Genomic DNA, 17,652 nt, shown 5'->3' with positions numbered 1-17,652 from the left:
CGTACTTGAAGTCGCAGAAGAGCTGCAACACCATCTACTTTGGGCATAACCTTATCGCACCTTATTCAGACGCCAAAAGCAATCTATTGTTCAGTGGCCGTCACTTGCTTTAGTGTTTGCTGCTCGGTCTGCCGAGCGAAGTATTTCAGTAACACGTTGAGCATTACGCCATAGACGGGCAGGAAGAAAAACATGCAGATCAGTAGCTTAAAGCTATAATCCACTAAGGCAATTTCCACCCAATTTGCGGCCATGAAGGGATCGGTACTGCGATAGAATGCAATAAAGAAGAACGCCATTGTGTCACTGATATTGCCAAAGAACATCGCGGCAGTCGGGGCAACCCACCAGGCGCTGCGCTGACGTAGACGGTTAAACACCTGAACATCCAGAATTTGACCCAGCACATAGGCCATAAAACTGGCCACAGCGATACGAGCCACGACCAGATTAAAGCTGGTTAATGCCGGAAACCCTTGCCAGCTTCCCTGATAAAACAGTGCTGAGATCAGATACGAAATCAACAAAGCAGGCACCATGACGGACAGAATAATCCTACGCGCCAATGGAGCGCCAAAAATTCGCACGGTCAGATCAGTAGCAAGAAAGATGAACGGAAAGGTAAACGCCCCCCAGGTGGTGTGAAAACCGAAGATAGCGATCGGTAATTGTACCAGATAGTTACTGGAGGTAATGATGACAATATGGAATAGCGCCAGCCATACCAAAGCGGTCATCCGCTGTTGGGCAGTAAACGAAAACATAGATGTGACCTTTTTGGTTATTGGGGTGAGGGAACCCAAACTAAATGTGCCGCAATTCCTACGACGCGGCGGCATAATACGCGTTTGCGCAACGAATGCAATGGCTAATTTTAACGCAAACGATGGCTTTTTACGTAAATTATCGTGTTACTTGCACCAGAAAATTGACGGGGTAAACTATGCAGCTTCGAAACTAAGCAGGCTTACGTTTATCCGCTGCCACACCGTATAACGGCTAACAAGAGAATCACCATGATCGATATTTTTGCTAATCCGGACAAAACACTTGATGCACTTGGTCTGCGCTGTCCAGAGCCGGTGATGATGGTACGTAAAACGGTCCGGCATATGGAAGACGGTCAAACCCTGCTGATTATCGCCGATGACCCAGCGACTACCCGTGATATTCCTGGCTTCTGCCGTTTTATGGATCACCAATTACTGGCCCAAGATACTGAACAGACGCCGTACCGCTATTTGGTGAAAAAAGGAGTAAAAGCATAACCACCTGCTGTTACTCCTCCGCTGACGGACATACTTTAAAATGGCAATGTCAATTTATTCAAGTAGTTAGATGTTCAACTGTCTCGCTTGCGTAACAACCTCAGCGCGTTGGCGGTCACCAATGCAGTTGCACCCGAATCCGCTAATACTGCGAGCCATAAACCGGTTAGACCCAGCAGTGTGGTAATCAGGAAAATCCCTTTTAGCCCCAACGCGATAGTGATGTTCTGGCGGATATTGGCGTTGGCTGCCCGCGATAACAGAATGATTTCTGCCAGCCCAGTCAGACGGTTATGTGTCAATGCAGCATCGGCTGTTTCTAGTGCGACGTCCGTGCCGCTGCCCATAGCAATACCAATGCTGGCCGCTTTCATCGCAGGAGCATCGTTAATGCCATCTCCCACCATCACTGTTGGGTGTGACGCATTCAATGACATAACCGCCTGCACTTTATCTTCAGGCAGTAATCCGGCGCGATAATCTATCCCCAACTCACTGGCAATTGCCGCCGCAGCGCGTGGGTTATCACCGGTTAACATCACACCTTGAATACCTAACTTTTTCAGGGCATCAATGGCTTTTTTGGCATCTGTCCGCAGGGTATCGCGCAGTGCCAGCAAACCGATAAACTTCTCACCTTCCAGCACGGCAACAGCGGTTTTACCACTGCTTTCCAGTTGGTCAAGCTGTGTTTGCCATTCTGTTGTGAGTAACGCCGGTGGTAACTTACTGGGTGCGCTAACACGCACAGTTAACCCATTTACCTTGCCTTCAACACCGACACCGGCCAGCGCACGCCGTTCTTCGGCCAGTGGCAGCATCGGGGTATTTTGTTGTGCCCGTTGCGTGATAGCGATCGCCAGTGGATGGTGTGATCCGGTTTCGACCGCCCCAGCCAGCGCTAACAGGCGAGTTTCGCTCACATCTGATACGGGCAGAATATCGGTCACTTTGGGTTTACCCTCAGTCAGAGTACCCGTCTTATCAAAGGCAACCGTTTGAATCCGGCCCAATTGTTCCAGTGCCGCACCGCCCTTGATGAGCGCCCCCTGACGGGTTGCTGCTGCTAGCGCTGAGGTTATCGCCGCCGGTGTGGAGATAACTAACGCGCATGGACACCCAATCAGCAATAGCGTCAAACTGCGGTATATCCAGGTCTCCCAGGGTTCGGCGAAAGCTAATGGTGGCACCAGCATCACCAGCAAGGACAACAGCATAATCGCCGGTGTATAAACGCGGCTGAAACGGTCAATAAAACGTTCGATAGGTGCGCGCCGTTCTTCTGCTAATTCAATAAGTTGCAAAATACGATCGATGGCGTTATTGCCCGGTTCAGAAACCACTCGCATTTCGGTGGCGCGATCAACTGATAAACTCCCGGCCGCAACTTTTTCCCCTTTCTGGCGCTCAACAGGAATGGACTCACCGGTTAGGGCGCTTTCATCGAAGCTGGCAAATGGTGTGACCAGTTCAGCATCGGCTGGCAGACGGCCACCCGGTGAGATTTCAATGATATCGCCGGGGCGCAAGCTGGCGACCGGTACGGAGATCCGTTCGCCATCTTTTAATAGCAATGCCTCTTCAGGTACCAGCGCCATTAGTGCCGTTACGCCACGACGTGCGCGGTTTGCCGCATAGGATTCGAGTAATTCACCGATCATAAATAGCAGCAATACCATTGCCGCTTCAGCGGTGGCCCCAATAAACATCGCTCCGATTGCCGCAATACTCATTAAGGTTTCAATAGCGAAAGGTGTGCCGGAGCGGATGAGCTTCCAGGCCTTGGTCGCAATCGGGATAAGCCCGACAATTGTGGTTGCGATAAATGCTAATTCACTTAGCTCAACACTGAATAGCGAAATCCCCCAACTGATAAGCATCAGCGTGGCTAATAGGGCTAACGGCAAGTATTCATTAAAGCGTGATACTGGCGGGGCCATTTTTTGCGCGGATGTGGCTTGGGTATCCATCAGGCTGAACCCGGCTTGCGTTACCGCGTACTGGACTTGAGGGCGGATATCTGTGTATGCATCGACCACCAGTTTTTCGGTGGCAAACAGGACTTTTACATTTTCAACACCTGTCAGGTTACTGACGGCATTTTCAATCTTGCGGGCGCAACTGGGGCAGTCCATCCCTTTGACTTGCCAGCTAAAACGCTGACTACCTGAAGGTATCGCTGCTGTAAGTAAATCACTTTCTTCGTCACCTTCATCAGGAGGGTTCTGACTACAGCAACCTCCATCTTGATGTGAGTGCTCACTCTCTGAGCTGGTACTGCTATTACTGGCAGTCGTTGCTTGTTTGTTGCTGCAACCTGTTTGTTGTTTGGCGTGAGTATCGCCACAGCCGCAATCGCTGTGTTTAGCGGTTGAATGTGTCTGTTCAGAATGTGAATGCATGATGCCCCCTGGATGAGTTTTAGCAGATATAGCGGCACTCTACACCTTGGAGCCAACTCCAGAGTCAAGACCTAAATGAGAATAATTGCTAAACAGTGATTAAGTTTATGCGCAGCGAGGAGCAAAACTGCTGGGATATAGCGTGTGAATGAGTAAAACGAGGATTTAAGCTCCATCCTTGGAGCCACATTAATGAGATCAACCCATGGAATCACGGTGAGTTATAAATATAGCGATCTGACAATCAGGAAATGCCCGACAAAATAGCATCCGGCGACAATGGCATCTGAAGCACGGAAGGAGAAACGATAGCGGTTCAGCAGCCAGATACTGTGTGATATCAATAGCAAGACTGTACCGGTCAGCAGTGAGAAGCTCAAATCAGTACTGCGGGCAAAGTACTGCTCACCCGCCATCCAGACCATCAGCAATGTCATGCCGACGAAGGCCACCACCGGCCAGCGCATCTCTTGCAACTGCGTCCAGATAGTGGCTAGCAGCAGTGCGCCTATTATTATCAAAACCACTGGCAATGGCCAGAACAGCGTAAGTGTCATCTGGCTGGCAAAACTGATGGTGTACAGTAAATGCGATAGGAAGAATGCGCCTAGAGCATAAAGTAAGCGCTCACTGGGTAGCAGTAATAAAGCATCAGCTATCAATGTTGCCAACAAACCCAGAACAATCAGATAACCGGCAGGGCCAAGGATCGGCGCTTGCCAGGCCAATAAAAGTAAGAGTAATAAAGTGACCGGTTTGAATACCCAACGCTGCCAGCGCGGGCCGCGATAAGTGGCATCGACAAACAACCAACCAGAAAAAAATACAGCAAGGAATGGCCAGCTCATGATTTATCCTTTTTCTAAGCAGGGTTCGGTGAGGACACCTGTGTGATAATGATAATCTGTAGTTAATAGCAATCTGTAATTAATAGCTGCAATCAATTAATAACTATTCGCGGCCAGTGTACGTCTATTAAGTGTAAGGGATGAGAGCAAAGAACGATAGCGACACTTAAGCGACTTGCATAAGTTGTAGCGCTTAATGCGTAAGAGTGCGCAGAATCAGATTAAGGGCGAGGAGTAACCGGTTGAGCTCTTGGCCTTGTCAGATTCACATGCTATGTTAACGCCGATTTCCTTTCGCTAAATCAAGGGATAGAGGCATATAGCATCATGGCCAGTGAACAACTGCTTTATCGTATTCAGTTTATAAATAACGGTAAGAATTATCAGCTCTATGTCCGTGAAGTCGGCCCAAGCAACTTGTTTGGATTTATCGAAATTGCAGATTTTGTTTTCGATAGCCAATCAACGTTATTGGTCGATCCATCCACAGAAAAATTGAAAACTGAGTTCTCGGGCGTTAACCGTAGCTATATCCCTCTCCATTCGGTGATTCGTATTGATGCCGTCACCGAAAAGGGCAGCGCCAGAATCTCTGAACTGGGCAGTAATGTGATGAGTTTCCCTTATCTGCCAGGTCATAAACCTTAAATATATCCCGCAAGATAGCGCGACCACGTAATATTATTATGAATAAACCCCCATTGTTGTTTATTGCTGTCGTTATAGTCATTGTTGTATTGGCGAGTCGCCAATATTGGCAGAAAAAACAGCAGGAAACTGAAAACGACCGCGCGGCTGTACGTAGTCTACAAGTAGACGTGTCGGATAAAAAAGAGGTGCTGGCTCCGAATCGCCGTTCGCGTCAACGCGAGGAGATCGTGGCAGAAGAAAAGCGCTATGAGGTTTATTTCCGCCCATCGGTAAACAGTATGGATATCAAGAATGGTATTGATATAAAGGGGGGTAATGAAGCGAAAAACGGCAGTGGAATCAAAATGGTACTGCCGCAGCAGGAATATAACCGGATTGAATTAGGGGCGCAGGGAACACTACAGTTACAAGGCAACCGCTATATCGCCTTTACCCCAAATCCAGTGGCTAAATAAATACCCATTACCATGATAGTTAACGATATATAGCAGAATCTGTCATGATGGCGCGGATATTATTTTTTAAGCAGGGGTGGCTGTTTCTTCTGCCAGACCAGTAATTCAAAGACACCAAAAACAAAGATTTTGAGTTGTTGCCAGCCACTGATCGGCTGATCTTTGGGTTGTGTCGACTTGAGTAGTACCAATTGCAAACCATGCATTAGAACCATAAATATCATGGCAACATTAATAAAGTACCTCAATGGCTTAGGGAACGGCTGGAATAGGTTCAACAGTAAGAAAAACCATACTCCTAACATCAGTAACCGGCCGAGATTAATCCACATGGTGTTGCTCCTGTTCTTCCGCTGAAACAGCGTGTTGGCGAATCTGTTTATTTCGAATATAAAGACGATAGGCTACTTGGCCGGCAATTTTCTCACGATGTAATTGCCAACTGGCGGGGACATCAGTAGCGGCGCTTTCTGCCTCGGCCTCAACGTAAATCCAGGCTTCGTCGGTTAGCCAGTTATGTTGCTCCAGCAACGTGATGGTTTCAGCCAACAAACCTTTACGGAAAGGAGGGTCGAGGAATACCAGGTCGAAAGGTTGCCCCGGTTCGGCAAGCCATTGTAAAGAATTGGTATTCACCACCAACCCGTTCTCGGCTTGCAGTAATGTCAGGTTACTGCTCAGTTGTTTAGCAACATTGCGATCGGCTTCGAGCAACACGGCTTCATTGGCGTAACGGGATAGCGCTTCCAATCCCAAGGCACCACTACCGGCAAAGCAATCGAGACACCGCACACCCTGAATCATTGGCGCGAGCCAGTTGAACAGTGTTTCTCTTACCCGATCAGTGGTAGGACGCAGCCCTGGGCTATCAGGCACCGGCAGTTTGCGCCCACGCCATCTGCCGCCAATGATACGGATTTGTCCTGCTGACTGTGATGAACTCTGTTTTGCCGTGGATCGCTTGGTTGTAGACTGTGTTGCTATAGGTCGCTTTGCCATAGATTGCTTGCTTGAAAGTTGGCCAATATTGCAGCGCTGAATAAAAGAGTGAGTCGCTATTCTACCTACGACTGTGGTGTGGGGGAAACGTTAAACCTTTGTTGACTGAATTCACATTAGAAAGCAGCATCGTGCGCGTGTTGCTGTTCAGGGGAAAGTGTTAGACTTGCGGACTATTATCTTATTTATGCAGACCCGAAGTCATCAGGGTAAAGCCATGATTAAACCGCGAGGAGTGTAGTCGCAAATGGCAAAAGAAAAAAAACGTGGGTTTCTTTCCTGGTTAGGTCTTGGCCGTCAGAGCGAAGAACAAACAACAGAGCCGCTGGCGACTGAAAAAGAAAGCGTTACTGAGCAAGCTGTAGAGTACGGCATCAGTGAAAAACAGGCTGAAACAACATCAGAACATACGCTTGTCGATCCAGAACCGGTAGAAGAGTCTGGTACCGTTACACTGGGTGAATGGGATAGCAGCGCTGTCAGTGAAGCTGCGGCTGAAACGTTGCCAGAGGTGGATGCCACGCCTACTGTACAGGCCATTGAAAAACCTGTTGATATCTCTTCAAATCCACAATATTTACAGCATCATTTTTCACAGCATCAGACCGCAGACGATAATATTACTGAATGGGATGAAGGTTCTATCAGTGCGCCAGAATTACCGTTAACAGAAAATAATATCGTTATCGATACACCTGCCCTGCAAGATTTCGCGGAGGAGGCACCGGTTGAGGTTGTCGAAGAATCTGTTGTTGAAGAAGTTGAAGACGAATTCGAACCAGAAAAAGCGCTTGAAAACGAAATCGTAGCGGTAGTTGCTCAAGAACAAGAGCGGCCAACTAAAGAAGGTTTCTTCGCGCGCTTAAAACGCAGTCTAATCAAAACCAAGCAGAATCTTGGCTCTGGTTTTATGGGGCTGTTCAGCGGTAAGAAAATCGACGACGATCTGTTTGAAGAATTAGAAGAACAGCTCCTGATCGCCGACGTTGGTGTCGAAACTACCCGTAAAATCATTACTTCTCTGACCGAACATGCCAGCCGTAAGCAGCTAAAAGATGCCGAGGCACTGTATGGTAAGCTCAAAGAGGAAATGTCTGAAATTCTGTCTAAAGTAGACAAACCATTAGATGTCAGTGGTAAAAATCCCTTTGTCATTTTGATGGTTGGCGTCAATGGTGTAGGTAAAACGACGACTATCGGCAAGTTGGCACGCCAGTTCCAGGCTGAAGGTAAATCTGTCATGTTGGCTGCGGGTGATACTTTCCGTGCGGCGGCGGTTGAACAGTTGCAGGTATGGGGTGATCGCAACAAGATTGCGGTGGTCGCACAGCATACGGGTGCAGATTCAGCTTCCGTTATTTTTGATGCGATTCAGGCAGCTAAAGCTCGTGGGATCGATGTGTTGTTGGCTGATACTGCTGGGCGTTTACAGAATAAAGCCCATCTGATGGAAGAGCTGAAGAAGATTGTCCGGGTAATGAAAAAACTGGACGGCGATGCCCCCCATGAGGTTATGCTGACGTTGGATGCCAGTACCGGACAAAATGCGGTGAGTCAGGCGAAGTTGTTTAATGAAGCGGTGGGCCTGACCGGGATTACCCTGACTAAACTTGATGGCACCGCCAAAGGTGGGGTGATTTTTGCTATCGCCAATCAGTTCGGTATCCCAATCCGTTATATCGGTGTAGGGGAAGGCATAGAAGATTTACGGCCATTTAAGGCTGACGATTTTATTGAGGCTCTTTTTGCCCGAGAGGATTAAAACGGATGATTCGCTTTGAACAGGTCAGTAAAGCTTATCTGGGCGGACGACAGGCACTGCAAGGGGTAGACTTTCATCTGCGCCCAGCGGAAATGGCGTTTTTGACCGGCCATTCAGGTGCGGGTAAAAGTACTTTGCTGAAGTTGATTTGTGGTATCGAGCGGCCCAGCGCTGGCCATATTTGGTTTGGCGGTCATGATATTAGCCGTCTGAAAAACCGCGAAGTGCCTTTTCTACGCCGCCAGATCGGGATGATCTTTCAGGATCATCATCTGCTGCTCGACAGAACGGTATACGACAATGTCGCGATGCCACTGATTATCGCCGGTGCCAGTACCGAAGATATTCGCCGTAGGGTATCGGCAGCACTGGATAAAGTTGGGTTATTGGATAAGGCGAAAAATTTCCCTATCCAGCTATCGGGTGGTGAGCAGCAGCGAGTAGGCATTGCCCGCGCAGTGGTAAACAAACCTGTGGTATTGCTGGCAGATGAACCGACCGGTAATCTGGATGATGCTTTATCTGAAGGCATATTGCGTCTGTTTGAAGAGTTTAACCGTGTGGGCGTCACTGTATTGATGGCGACCCATGATACGTCGTTGATTGCCCGGCGGCGCTACCCGATTCTGACCCTGAGTCAGGGGCGGATGTTAGGAGCGCATCATGGCGAATAACGCACAGAAAGCAAAAACTAAGGCGCTGAAAGGCGGCTGGCGTGAGCAGTGGCGTTACTCGTGGGTCAATGCCATCGCGGATATCATGCGTCAACCCTTAGCCACGCTGTTAACGGTGATGGTGATAGCCATCTCCCTGACGCTGCCAAGTGTGTGCTATATCGTGTGGAAGAACGTGAGTCAGGCAGCAGATCAATGGTATCCAACGCCGCAATTGACGGTCTATCTGGATAAAGCTTTGGATGACAGTGCGGCTGAAAATGTGGTTATCACCCTGAAAGCAGAAGCTGGCGTTGAAAAGGTGAATTATCTGTCACGCGAAGAAGCGATGGGAGAGTTCCGTAACTGGTCCGGTTTTGGTGGTGCGCTGGATATGTTGGAGGAGAATCCGCTGCCGGCGGTCGCGATTATCACGCCTAAGTTGGATTTCCAAAGTTCCGGCACGCTCGATACGCTGCGTGAACGTGTAAGTAAGGTTGAAGGTGTTGCCGAAGTCCGTATGGATGATAGCTGGTTCGCTCGCCTGGCAGCGCTTACCGGGCTGGTAGGGCAGGTCGCGGCAATGATTGGCGTTCTGATGGTGGTCGCAGTCTTCCTGGTCATTGGTAACAGTGTACGTCTGAGCATCTTTAGCCGCCGCGATACTATCAATGTTATGAAATTAATTGGTGCAACAGATGGGTTCATTCTGCGGCCATTCCTAAATGGCGGGGCGATGCTGGGATTTGGTGGTGCGGTGTTATCGCTGATACTCTCCGAGGCGTTGGTGTGGAAGCTTGGTTCTGTTGTCACGCAGGTCGCAACGGTATTTGGTACGCACTTTACTCTACATGGTTTGAGCTGGGATGAGTGCCTGCTGTTGGTCTTGATCTCTGCCATGATCGGCTGGATCGCCGCTTGGCTAGCAACGGTTCAACATTTACGTCGATTTACACCGCAGTAAAAAATGTTTGTTATACTGTTTCCCTGCAAGTGTGCATATCATGCAGGGAAATAGTGATTTCCTACTGATTCTACTGCTGAATCCCAACTGCTTTTCCTCTGATATATGCTGCGTTAATTGCTATGCTCCGTTGGCAAAAAGTGCGTTCCCGTTGGAACTTTCACAGCAATAACCGGTCGAAAAATACAGTGAAATGATAAGGTGTCCAGTGCTTGAATCTGTTTAAACAGATGCTAAAATATGCGCGCTGAGAGATTTGCACTAAACATGCTGAGAGGGTTTTGAATGACCAAAGAAATGCAAACTTTAGCCTTAGTACCGCAGGGCAGTTTGGAAGCCTATATTCGGGCTGCCAATGCCTATCCGATGCTGACCGCAGAGGAAGAGCGTGAGCTGGCTGAACGGCTGCATTACCAGGGCGATCTGGGAGCGGCTAAACAGCTTATCCTGTCTCACCTGCGCTTTGTCGCTCATGTTGCCCGCAACTATTCTGGATATGGTTTGCCACAGGCTGACCTTATTCAGGAAGGTAATATTGGCTTGATGAAAGCGGTTCGCCGTTTTAACCCTGAAGTTGGGGTTCGTCTGGTGTCCTTTGCTGTACACTGGATCAAAGCAGAAATTCATGAATATGTGCTGCGCAACTGGCGTATTGTGAAAGTCGCAACCACTAAAGCCCAGCGTAAGCTATTCTTCAACTTGCGTAAAACTAAGCAGCGGCTTGGTTGGTTCAATCAGGATGAAGTTGAACTGGTTGCCAAAGAACTGGGTGTAACCAGTAAAGACGTTCGCGAGATGGAGTCACGCATGTCCGCTCAGGATATGACGTTTGATCCCTCTCCCGATGATGAAGCTCGCGATGGTCACTCTATGGCCCCGGTTTTATATCTACAGGATAAAAGTTCTGACTTTGCCGATGGCATTGAAGAAGATAACTGGGATAGCCACGCAGCAGACAAACTGTCTTATGCGATGGAAGGGTTGGATGAGCGTAGCCAGCATATTATCCGTGCTCGCTGGCTGGATGATGACAATAAGTCAACATTGCAGGAACTGGCCGATCAGTACGGTGTATCAGCTGAACGCGTACGCCAGCTTGAAAAGAACGCGATGAAAAAATTACGTATGGCAATTGAGGCCTGATGCAGCAATAAGCAATGCAGATGCTGTAACGTAATATGACAGAAAGGGCGATAGCGATATCGCCGAGAGCGTTCATAATTCTGTGTCACGTTAAAAAATCATTACAACGTCATCACTTTATCGAGGCGGCCTTCAAAATAAATCGCCAACTGGGACAATGTCAAATTCCAGCTCTGGATCGGCATTGTCCATTTTTCCTGCGCATTCATTAATCCCAGATACAGTAATTTCAACAGACTGTTTTCATTCGGGAACGCGCCTTTCGTTTTTGTTAGTTTTCTGAACTGGCGATGCACCGATTCAATGGCGTTTGTCGTGTAAATGACCTTGCGGATCGTTGCCGGATATCGGAAGTAACACGACAGATTGGCCCATTTTCTCCGCCACGACTGAAGTACCACTGGATATTGTTGGCCCCATTTTTCTTCCAGTTCGTCCAGTGCGATTTCCGCTGCCTCTTTTGATACCGCACGATAAACTGGCTTTAAATCAGCCATAAACACCTTGTGATGCTTCGATGCGACATATTTTATCGAGTTACGGATCTGGTGGATGACGCACAACTGAACTTCTGTATCGGGGTAAATGCTGTTTATCGCTTCCGGGAACCCTGTCAGACCATCCACACAGGCAATCAGAATATCGTTCACACCACGATTTTGTAGGTCGGTCAGTACCGACAGCCAGAAATTAGCGCCTTCACTTTCAGACAGATACAGGCCCAGTATCTCTTTTTTGCCCTCCAGATTCAGGGCGAGAACAGTGTAGACCGCTTTGCTCTGATAACGCCCGTCTTCGCGGATTTTATAGTGGATAGCATCCAACCAGACGAAGGGGTATACCGCTTCCAGCGGGCGTTGTTGCCACTGTTTCAGCTCAGGAATAACTTTATCGGTGACCGCGCTGATGGTGGCACTGGACACGCTGAAAGCATATAAATCCTCAATTTCCTGGCTGATATCTTTGTAGCTCATGCCAAGTGCGAACATACGGATGATCTTGCGCTCGATCTCATCGGAAAGTGTGGTCTGGTGCTTCTTCACCAACTGAGGTTCAAAAGTACCATTGCGATCGCGGGGCGTGGCCAGTTCAAAGCTGCCAGTGGGTGTTTTAACGGTCTTTTTGCCTGAGCCGTTTTTACGGTTGGCTTCAACGTCCTGAGCCAGATGTGAATCGAGTTCAGCAGCTAATGCAGCTTCGGTTAACTGTTTGATTAATGGCGTTAAGATACCATCTTTCCCGGTTAATGCCTGACCGGACTGGAGTGCCTTAAGCGCTTTGTCGAAATCGAAGGGTTGGGACATGTGTCATTCCTTTTTGATTGCATATTACTGGAATGACACAGAATTTCTAACACTCCCATATCGCCCTTTTGCTTTTAACCACCGTAGCTAGCGTTGCCAGCCCTGAGTGGCGTCGCTAAACCCACAAACATGCATAAACGCTCCCATCTCTGCTCTATTTATCGCATTCACTTGCTTATAAGCCAGATGCCAGTGCTTCACTTCTGGTAGCTGACGCAGCGTTTCTTCCATCAGATATGATCCGACTCCACGGCGACGCGTCACTTCTCTGACACATAAATCCACTAGCTCCGCTCGCTGACCATGAACAACCACTTTGACTGCACCCAACAGACGATCATTGAAACGTGCTGCAAAGAGCGGTTTACCCTCGTTAATCCACCGTTGCCAAGTGGCTTCCCGAAGCTGTCCAGGATGTTGTTGTCCAGGAAAATGTTGTTCAGGCCAGATTTTAGCTAAATCTATAAGATCCTGATGGGTAAGGATTGTTAATCGTTCAATAGTCAGTTTCATCGCAGAGAGACCATAAAAAGATAAGGGAGAAGGGCTATGGTTTATTGTACTAGATCACAGGTCAGAGTGTTGTGTAAGTTTTTCTGTACGTTTACGGCGGAAAATGTTTTTTCGCTATTGCATTTTCCGAGTTTTCACGGAGTAAATGATCACATAACCAGCACAACCCACTATCATTTGAGTAAAACCCATTCAATTTAATCCTAATTTTATGCTGTTTACACCGCTTGTTTCTGCTTGTGTTAGTTGATTTACAGCATAAAATTCCTGTTTAATGGTATGAAAAATAAAGTCTTATTAGAAAAAGCTACCTCTTTTGAGACTAAACCATTCTTACTTATGAATAAAACGTTACGTTAGTGATAAAACGTTCAGGTAAACACAACAAGCACGTTCACAATGACAGATGGGGAATTCGCGGATGAAATTAACGAAAGGTAAAGTGTTGCTGGCTGGGTGTATAGCAATGGCGATGAGCCACTCTGTGCTGGCGAAAGACATAAAAATCGCCATTGTGGGTGCGATGTCCGGCCCGGTTGCTCAATATGGCGACATGGAGTTTACCGGTGCGCGTCAGGCTATTGCTGATATCAACGCCAAAGGTGGAATTAAGGGCGATAAACTGGTCGGCGTGGAATACGACGATGCTTGCGACCCGAAACAAGCGGTAGCGGTTGCTAACAAAGTCATTAACGACGGTATCCGTTACGTTATCGGCCATTTGTGCTCCTCTTCAACTCAGCCAGCTTCGGATATTTATGAAGATGAAGGCGTGATTATGATCACTCCTGCGGCGACTAACGCTGATCTGACCACCCGTGGTTATAAAATGATTATGCGCACCACAGGCCTGGACTCCGACCAAGGCCCAACGGCAGCTAAATATATCCTTGATACTATCAAGCCTAAACGTATCGCTGTGGTACACGATAAGCAGCAATACGGTGAAGGCTTGGCACGTTCTGTTCGTGACAGCTTGAAACAGCAAGGCACTGAACCCGTGTTATTTCAGGGGGTGACTGCCGGGGATAAAGATTTCTCCACACTGGTTGCTCGCCTGAAGAAAGAAAATGTCGATTTCGTCTATTTCGGCGGTTACTACCCAGAGATGGGCCAAATCCTGCGTCAGGCGAGACAAGCTGGCCTGACAGCTCGCTTTATGGGGCCGGAAGGTGTGGGGAACTCTTCACTGTCTAACATCGCGGGTGCAGCCTCTGAAGGTATGCTGGTGACATTACCTAAGCGTTATGACCAGGTTCCGACTAACCAGCCTATCGTTGATGCGCTGAAAGCGAAAAAACTGGACCCGACTGGCCCATTTGTCTGGACCACCTATGCTGCGCTGCAATCATTGACGACGGCAATGGAACGAAGTGGCAGCCAGGCGCCGGCTGATTTGGTCAAGGATCTGAAAACCGGTAAACCGGTCGAAACTGTGATGGGACCATTGAGCTGGGATGAGAAAGGTGATCTGAAAGGGTTTGAGTTCGGTATTTTTGAATGGCACGCGGACGGCTCTTCTTCCGTAGTCAAATAACAATAATATTAGAATCATCAAGTTGTAGGGTTGCTCTTATTGCAATCCGGCCCCTTTACCAACTCGTATCCCCTCTTTCGGGGGGATTTTTCCTCTCTGCACACAGCAGAATAGATACAGTTGACTAGGGCAGCCAGGCAAGCGAATCAAAAGGTTAGAGTATGTCAGAGCAGTTTCTGTATTTCCTGCAACAGATGTTCAACGGCGTTACGTTGGGCAGCACTTATGCGCTGATTGCCATTGGTTACACAATGGTGTACGGCATCATCGGTATGATCAATTTCGCTCACGGCGAAGTGTATATGATAGGCAGCTACGTCTCATTTATCGTGATCGCCGCATTGATGATGGTGGGGATTGATGCCAGTTGGCTACTGATCGGCTGCGCATTCTTAGTCTCGATTGTGATCGCGAGCGCTTACGGTTGGAGTATTGAACGGGTGGCTTATAAGCCTGTTCGTAGCTCTAAGCGCTTGATCGCGCTGATTTCGGCGATCGGAATGTCTATTTTCTTGCAAAATTATGTCAGCCTGACGCAAGGTTCGCGTGATTTAGCATTGCCGAGTCTGGTTACCGGGCAGTGGACGTTGGCTGAAACCAATGGCTTTGCGGCGACGATCAGTACCATGCAACTGACAATCTGGATTGTTACTTTCCTGGCCATGTTAGCCCTGACTCTGTTTATCCGCTATTCCCGTATGGGGCGCGCTTGCCGTGCTTGTGCCGAAGATTTGAAAATGGCCAGTTTGCTGGGTATTAACACCGATCGCGTTATTTCGCTAACCTTTGTGATTGGCGCGCTGATGGCGGCTGTGGCAGGTGTGCTGCTCGGCCAATTCTATGGTGTTATTAATCCTTATATTGGCTTTATGGCCGGCATGAAAGCCTTTACTGCCGCAGTATTAGGCGGCATTGGGAGTATTCCGGGCGCGATGATTGGGGGCTTAATTCTGGGTATCGCTGAAGCCTTGACCTCTGCTTACCTCAGCACTGAATACAAAGATGCTGTTTCATTTGCTCTGTTAATCGTTGTGCTGTTGGTGATGCCAACCGGGATCTTGGGCCGTCCAGAGGTTGAGAAAGTATGAAACAACTCAACTTCGTCAATGCCATTATTTCGACCGTAGTTTTATTCGTCCTCGCCTCATTTGTGATGGGATTGCAGTTGCAGTTAGATGGCACCAAACTTATTGTGCAGGGTGCGGCTGAGGTCCGTTGGCTGTGGATTGGGGCGGGCTGTGTGGTGGTTTTCTGCTTTCAACTGGTTCGTCCGTACATCCAGCAAGGGATTAAAAAAGTCTCCGGCCCGGCATGGGTATTACCCAGCTTTGACGGTACGACTGTGCGCCAGAAACTCTTAGCCGCTGTCATTATTATCGCTGCAGTCGCCTGGCCATTTTTGGTTTCCCGAGGTTCAGTTGATATCGCGACGCTGACACTGATCTATGTCATGTTGGGTCTGGGGTTGAACGTCGTTGTTGGGTTATCAGGCTTGCTGGTTCTGGGTTACGGTGGTTTTTATGCCATTGGTGCTTATACCTATGCTCTGCTGAATCACTATTACGGTTTAGGTTTCTGGGAGAGTTTACCACTGGCGGGGATAGTCGCCGCGTTGTCCGGTTTCTTGCTGGGTTTCCCGGTATTACGTTTGCGCGGTGATTATCTGGCGATCGTGACGTTGGGCTTCGGTGAAATAGTGCGTATTTTGTTGCTCAATAACACCGAAATCACCGGTGGGCCAAATGGGATTAGCCAAATTCCTAAACCTACTTTGTTTGGTTTGGAGTTTAGCCGCACAGCGAAAGACGGTGGTTGGGATACTTTCCACAATTTCTTTGGCCTGACTTATGATCCAAGTGACCGTATCATTTTCCTGTATTTGGTGGCGCTATTATTGGTGATCCTAACGTTATTTGTGATCAATCGATTGCTGCGTATGCCGCTGGGTCGGGCATGGGAAGCGTTGCGTGAAGATGAAATTGCTTGCCGTTCACTGGGCCTTAGCCCAACTAAAATTAAGCTGACTGCATTTACTATCAGCGCCGCTTTTGCTGGTTTTGCGGGGACATTGTTCGCTGCCCGGCAAGGTTTTGTTAGCCCGGAATCTTTCACTTTTGTCGAATCGGCTTTTGTGTTGGCGATTGTCGTATTAGGCGGCATGGGATCACAATTTGCAGTGATTCTGGCCGCCGTGCTACTGGTGGTTTCGCGCGAATTAATGCGTGATCTCAATGCTTACAGTATGTTGCTGTTAGGTGCATTGATGGTATTGATGATGATCTGGCGTCCACAAGGTTTGCTGCCAATGAAACGCCCACAACTGAAGCTGAAAGTTGCTGATATAAAAGCTAAAAAAGGGGATCAGACATGAACACACAACCTTTGTTAGCTGTTGAAGGGCTGTCGATGCGTTTTGGCGGATTACTGGCAGTCAATAATGTTGGTCTGACCTTGAATCAGGGGGAGATAGTCTCCTTGATTGGCCCAAATGGTGCGGGTAAAACCACTATTTTTAACTGTTTGACCGGTTTTTATCGTCCGACCGGCGGCACCATTAAGTTACGTGATCGCCATCTGGAAGGGTTACCCGGCCAGATGATTGCCCGCATGGGGGTGATTCGTACTTTTCAACATGTGCGTTTGTTCCGTGAAATGACGGTAGTCGAGAATTTGCTGGTGGCTCAACATCAGCACCTTAAGAGTGGCGTATTCGCTGGTTTGCTGAAAACGCCGGGGTTTCGGCGTGCAGAGGCAGATGCATTGGAACGTGCGGCAACCTGGCTGGAGCGTGTAGGTTTACTCGAGTTGGCGAACCGCCAGGCAGGAAATTTGGCATATGGTCAGCAACGACGGCTGGAAATTGCGCGTTGTATGGTTACGCGCCCTGAACTATTAATGTTGGATGAACCCGCCGCAGGCTTGAACCCAAAAGAAACAGAAGAGCTGAATCAGTTAATCATGGAGCTGCGTGACCAACATCAGGTTTCAGTATTGCTGATTGAACATGATATGAAACTGGTGATGGGGATTTCTGACCGTATTTATGTGGTGAATCAGGGAACGCCGTTAGCACAAGGTACACCAGCGGAAATCCGTAATAATCCGGATGTGATCCGGGCTTATCTGGGCGAATAATGTTATTTGGGGTAAATG

At 48.4% G+C, this 17,652-nt stretch carries 18 protein-coding genes; 11 read left to right on the top strand and 7 right to left on the bottom strand.

What is annotated here, in order from left to right:
- Nucleotides 1-83 precede the first annotated feature (83 nt).
- Nucleotides 84-764 carry a 7-cyano-7-deazaguanine/7-aminomethyl-7-deazaguanine transporter gene (locus tag AT01_RS11100; protein ID WP_042547195.1) on the bottom strand — a complete coding sequence of 227 codons (681 nt, stop codon included), beginning with the start codon at nucleotides 762-764 and terminating at the stop codon, nucleotides 84-86.
- Between the two features lie 252 nt (nucleotides 765-1,016).
- Between AT01_RS11100 and tusA the strand changes: the two genes are divergently transcribed.
- Nucleotides 1,017-1,268 (top strand): sulfurtransferase TusA, encoded by a 252-nt coding sequence (gene tusA, locus AT01_RS11095; RefSeq protein ID WP_042547194.1) that lies wholly within the window; start codon nucleotides 1,017-1,019, stop codon nucleotides 1,266-1,268.
- A 74-nt stretch (nucleotides 1,269-1,342) separates the two neighbouring features.
- Here tusA and AT01_RS11090 read toward each other — a convergent pair whose 3' ends face one another.
- Complete coding sequence (locus tag AT01_RS11090) at nucleotides 1,343-3,670, bottom strand: zinc/cadmium/mercury/lead-transporting ATPase (RefSeq protein ID WP_042547193.1); 2,328 nt, start codon at nucleotides 3,668-3,670, stop codon at nucleotides 1,343-1,345.
- 221 nt (nucleotides 3,671-3,891) lie between these two features.
- On the bottom strand, nucleotides 3,892-4,518 hold the full coding sequence (locus AT01_RS11085) for a lysoplasmalogenase (RefSeq protein WP_004703961.1): 627 nt from the start codon (nucleotides 4,516-4,518) through the stop codon (nucleotides 3,892-3,894).
- Nucleotides 4,519-4,845: 327 nt separating this feature from the next.
- Here AT01_RS11085 and AT01_RS11080 point away from each other — a divergent pair, with 327 nt between their 5' ends.
- Both AT01_RS11080 and AT01_RS11075 read left to right on the top strand, forming a co-directional pair.
- Nucleotides 4,846-5,166 carry a DUF1820 family protein gene (locus AT01_RS11080; protein ID WP_004703960.1) on the top strand — a complete coding sequence of 107 codons (321 nt, stop codon included), beginning with the start codon at nucleotides 4,846-4,848 and terminating at the stop codon, nucleotides 5,164-5,166.
- Between the two features lie 38 nt (nucleotides 5,167-5,204).
- A complete protein-coding gene (locus AT01_RS11075; RefSeq protein WP_042547192.1) occupies nucleotides 5,205-5,624 on the top strand; it encodes a DUF2500 family protein in 420 nt (139 codons plus the stop codon).
- Nucleotides 5,625-5,683: 59 nt separating this feature from the next.
- On the opposite strand, the gene AT01_RS11070 is transcribed toward AT01_RS11075, so the two are convergent.
- Together AT01_RS11070 and rsmD are read right to left on the bottom strand one after the other, a co-directional pair.
- A complete protein-coding gene (locus AT01_RS11070) occupies nucleotides 5,684-5,956 on the bottom strand; it encodes a DUF1145 family protein (protein WP_042547191.1) in 273 nt (90 codons plus the stop codon).
- Nucleotides 5,946-6,623, bottom strand: coding sequence for a 16S rRNA (guanine(966)-N(2))-methyltransferase (gene rsmD / locus AT01_RS11065; protein ID WP_042547190.1), 678 nt, complete (start codon nucleotides 6,621-6,623; stop codon nucleotides 5,946-5,948). Before rsmD ends, AT01_RS11070 begins: the two co-directional genes overlap by 11 nt.
- 247 nt (nucleotides 6,624-6,870) lie before the next feature.
- On the opposite strand from rsmD, the gene ftsY reads away from it, so the two are divergent.
- From ftsY to rpoH, 4 genes are all read left to right on the top strand, one after another.
- Nucleotides 6,871-8,385 carry a signal recognition particle-docking protein FtsY gene (ftsY, locus tag AT01_RS11060; RefSeq protein ID WP_042547189.1) on the top strand — a complete coding sequence of 505 codons (1,515 nt, stop codon included), beginning with the start codon at nucleotides 6,871-6,873 and terminating at the stop codon, nucleotides 8,383-8,385.
- Between the two features lie 5 nt (nucleotides 8,386-8,390).
- On the top strand, nucleotides 8,391-9,059 hold the full coding sequence (gene ftsE / locus AT01_RS11055; protein WP_042547188.1) for a cell division ATP-binding protein FtsE: 669 nt from the start codon (nucleotides 8,391-8,393) through the stop codon (nucleotides 9,057-9,059).
- Nucleotides 9,049-10,002, top strand: a complete 954-nt coding sequence (gene ftsX, locus AT01_RS11050; protein ID WP_042547187.1) for a permease-like cell division protein FtsX — start codon at nucleotides 9,049-9,051, stop codon at nucleotides 10,000-10,002. The genes ftsE and ftsX overlap by 11 nt, the downstream gene beginning before the upstream one ends.
- A gap of 285 nt (nucleotides 10,003-10,287) precedes the next feature.
- Nucleotides 10,288-11,145 (top strand): RNA polymerase sigma factor RpoH, encoded by an 858-nt coding sequence (rpoH, locus tag AT01_RS11045; RefSeq protein ID WP_004703952.1) that lies wholly within the window; start codon nucleotides 10,288-10,290, stop codon nucleotides 11,143-11,145.
- A gap of 101 nt (nucleotides 11,146-11,246) precedes the next feature.
- On the opposite strand, the gene AT01_RS11040 is transcribed toward rpoH, so the two are convergent.
- A complete protein-coding gene (locus tag AT01_RS11040; protein WP_042546085.1) occupies nucleotides 11,247-12,449 on the bottom strand; it encodes an IS256 family transposase in 1,203 nt (400 codons plus the stop codon).
- An 87-nt stretch (nucleotides 12,450-12,536) separates the two neighbouring features.
- A complete protein-coding gene (gene panM, locus AT01_RS11035) occupies nucleotides 12,537-12,962 on the bottom strand; it encodes an aspartate 1-decarboxylase autocleavage activator PanM (RefSeq protein ID WP_042547186.1) in 426 nt (141 codons plus the stop codon).
- A gap of 421 nt (nucleotides 12,963-13,383) precedes the next feature.
- Here panM and AT01_RS11030 point away from each other — a divergent pair, with 421 nt between their 5' ends.
- From AT01_RS11030 to livG, 4 genes are all read left to right on the top strand, one after another.
- Entirely contained in the window at nucleotides 13,384-14,499 is a 1,116-nt protein-coding gene (locus AT01_RS11030; RefSeq protein ID WP_042547185.1) for a branched-chain amino acid ABC transporter substrate-binding protein, read from the top strand.
- 161 nt (nucleotides 14,500-14,660) lie between these two features.
- Nucleotides 14,661-15,587 (top strand): high-affinity branched-chain amino acid ABC transporter permease LivH, encoded by a 927-nt coding sequence (gene livH / locus AT01_RS11025; RefSeq protein ID WP_004703948.1) that lies wholly within the window; start codon nucleotides 14,661-14,663, stop codon nucleotides 15,585-15,587.
- Nucleotides 15,584-16,870, top strand: a complete 1,287-nt coding sequence (locus AT01_RS11020) for a high-affinity branched-chain amino acid ABC transporter permease LivM (protein WP_042547184.1) — start codon at nucleotides 15,584-15,586, stop codon at nucleotides 16,868-16,870. The genes livH and AT01_RS11020 overlap by 4 nt, the downstream gene beginning before the upstream one ends.
- Nucleotides 16,867-17,634 carry a high-affinity branched-chain amino acid ABC transporter ATP-binding protein LivG gene (livG, locus tag AT01_RS11015; protein WP_042547183.1) on the top strand — a complete coding sequence of 256 codons (768 nt, stop codon included), beginning with the start codon at nucleotides 16,867-16,869 and terminating at the stop codon, nucleotides 17,632-17,634. The genes AT01_RS11020 and livG overlap by 4 nt, the downstream gene beginning before the upstream one ends.
- Nucleotides 17,635-17,652: the final 18 nt, after the last annotated feature.

This window comes from Yersinia aldovae 670-83 (assembly GCF_000834395.1).
GTDB lineage: Bacteria > Pseudomonadota > Gammaproteobacteria > Enterobacterales > Enterobacteriaceae > Yersinia > Yersinia aldovae.
The sequence above is the reverse complement of the archived record's forward strand: the minus strand, read 5'-3'. Positions and strand labels throughout refer to the sequence as shown.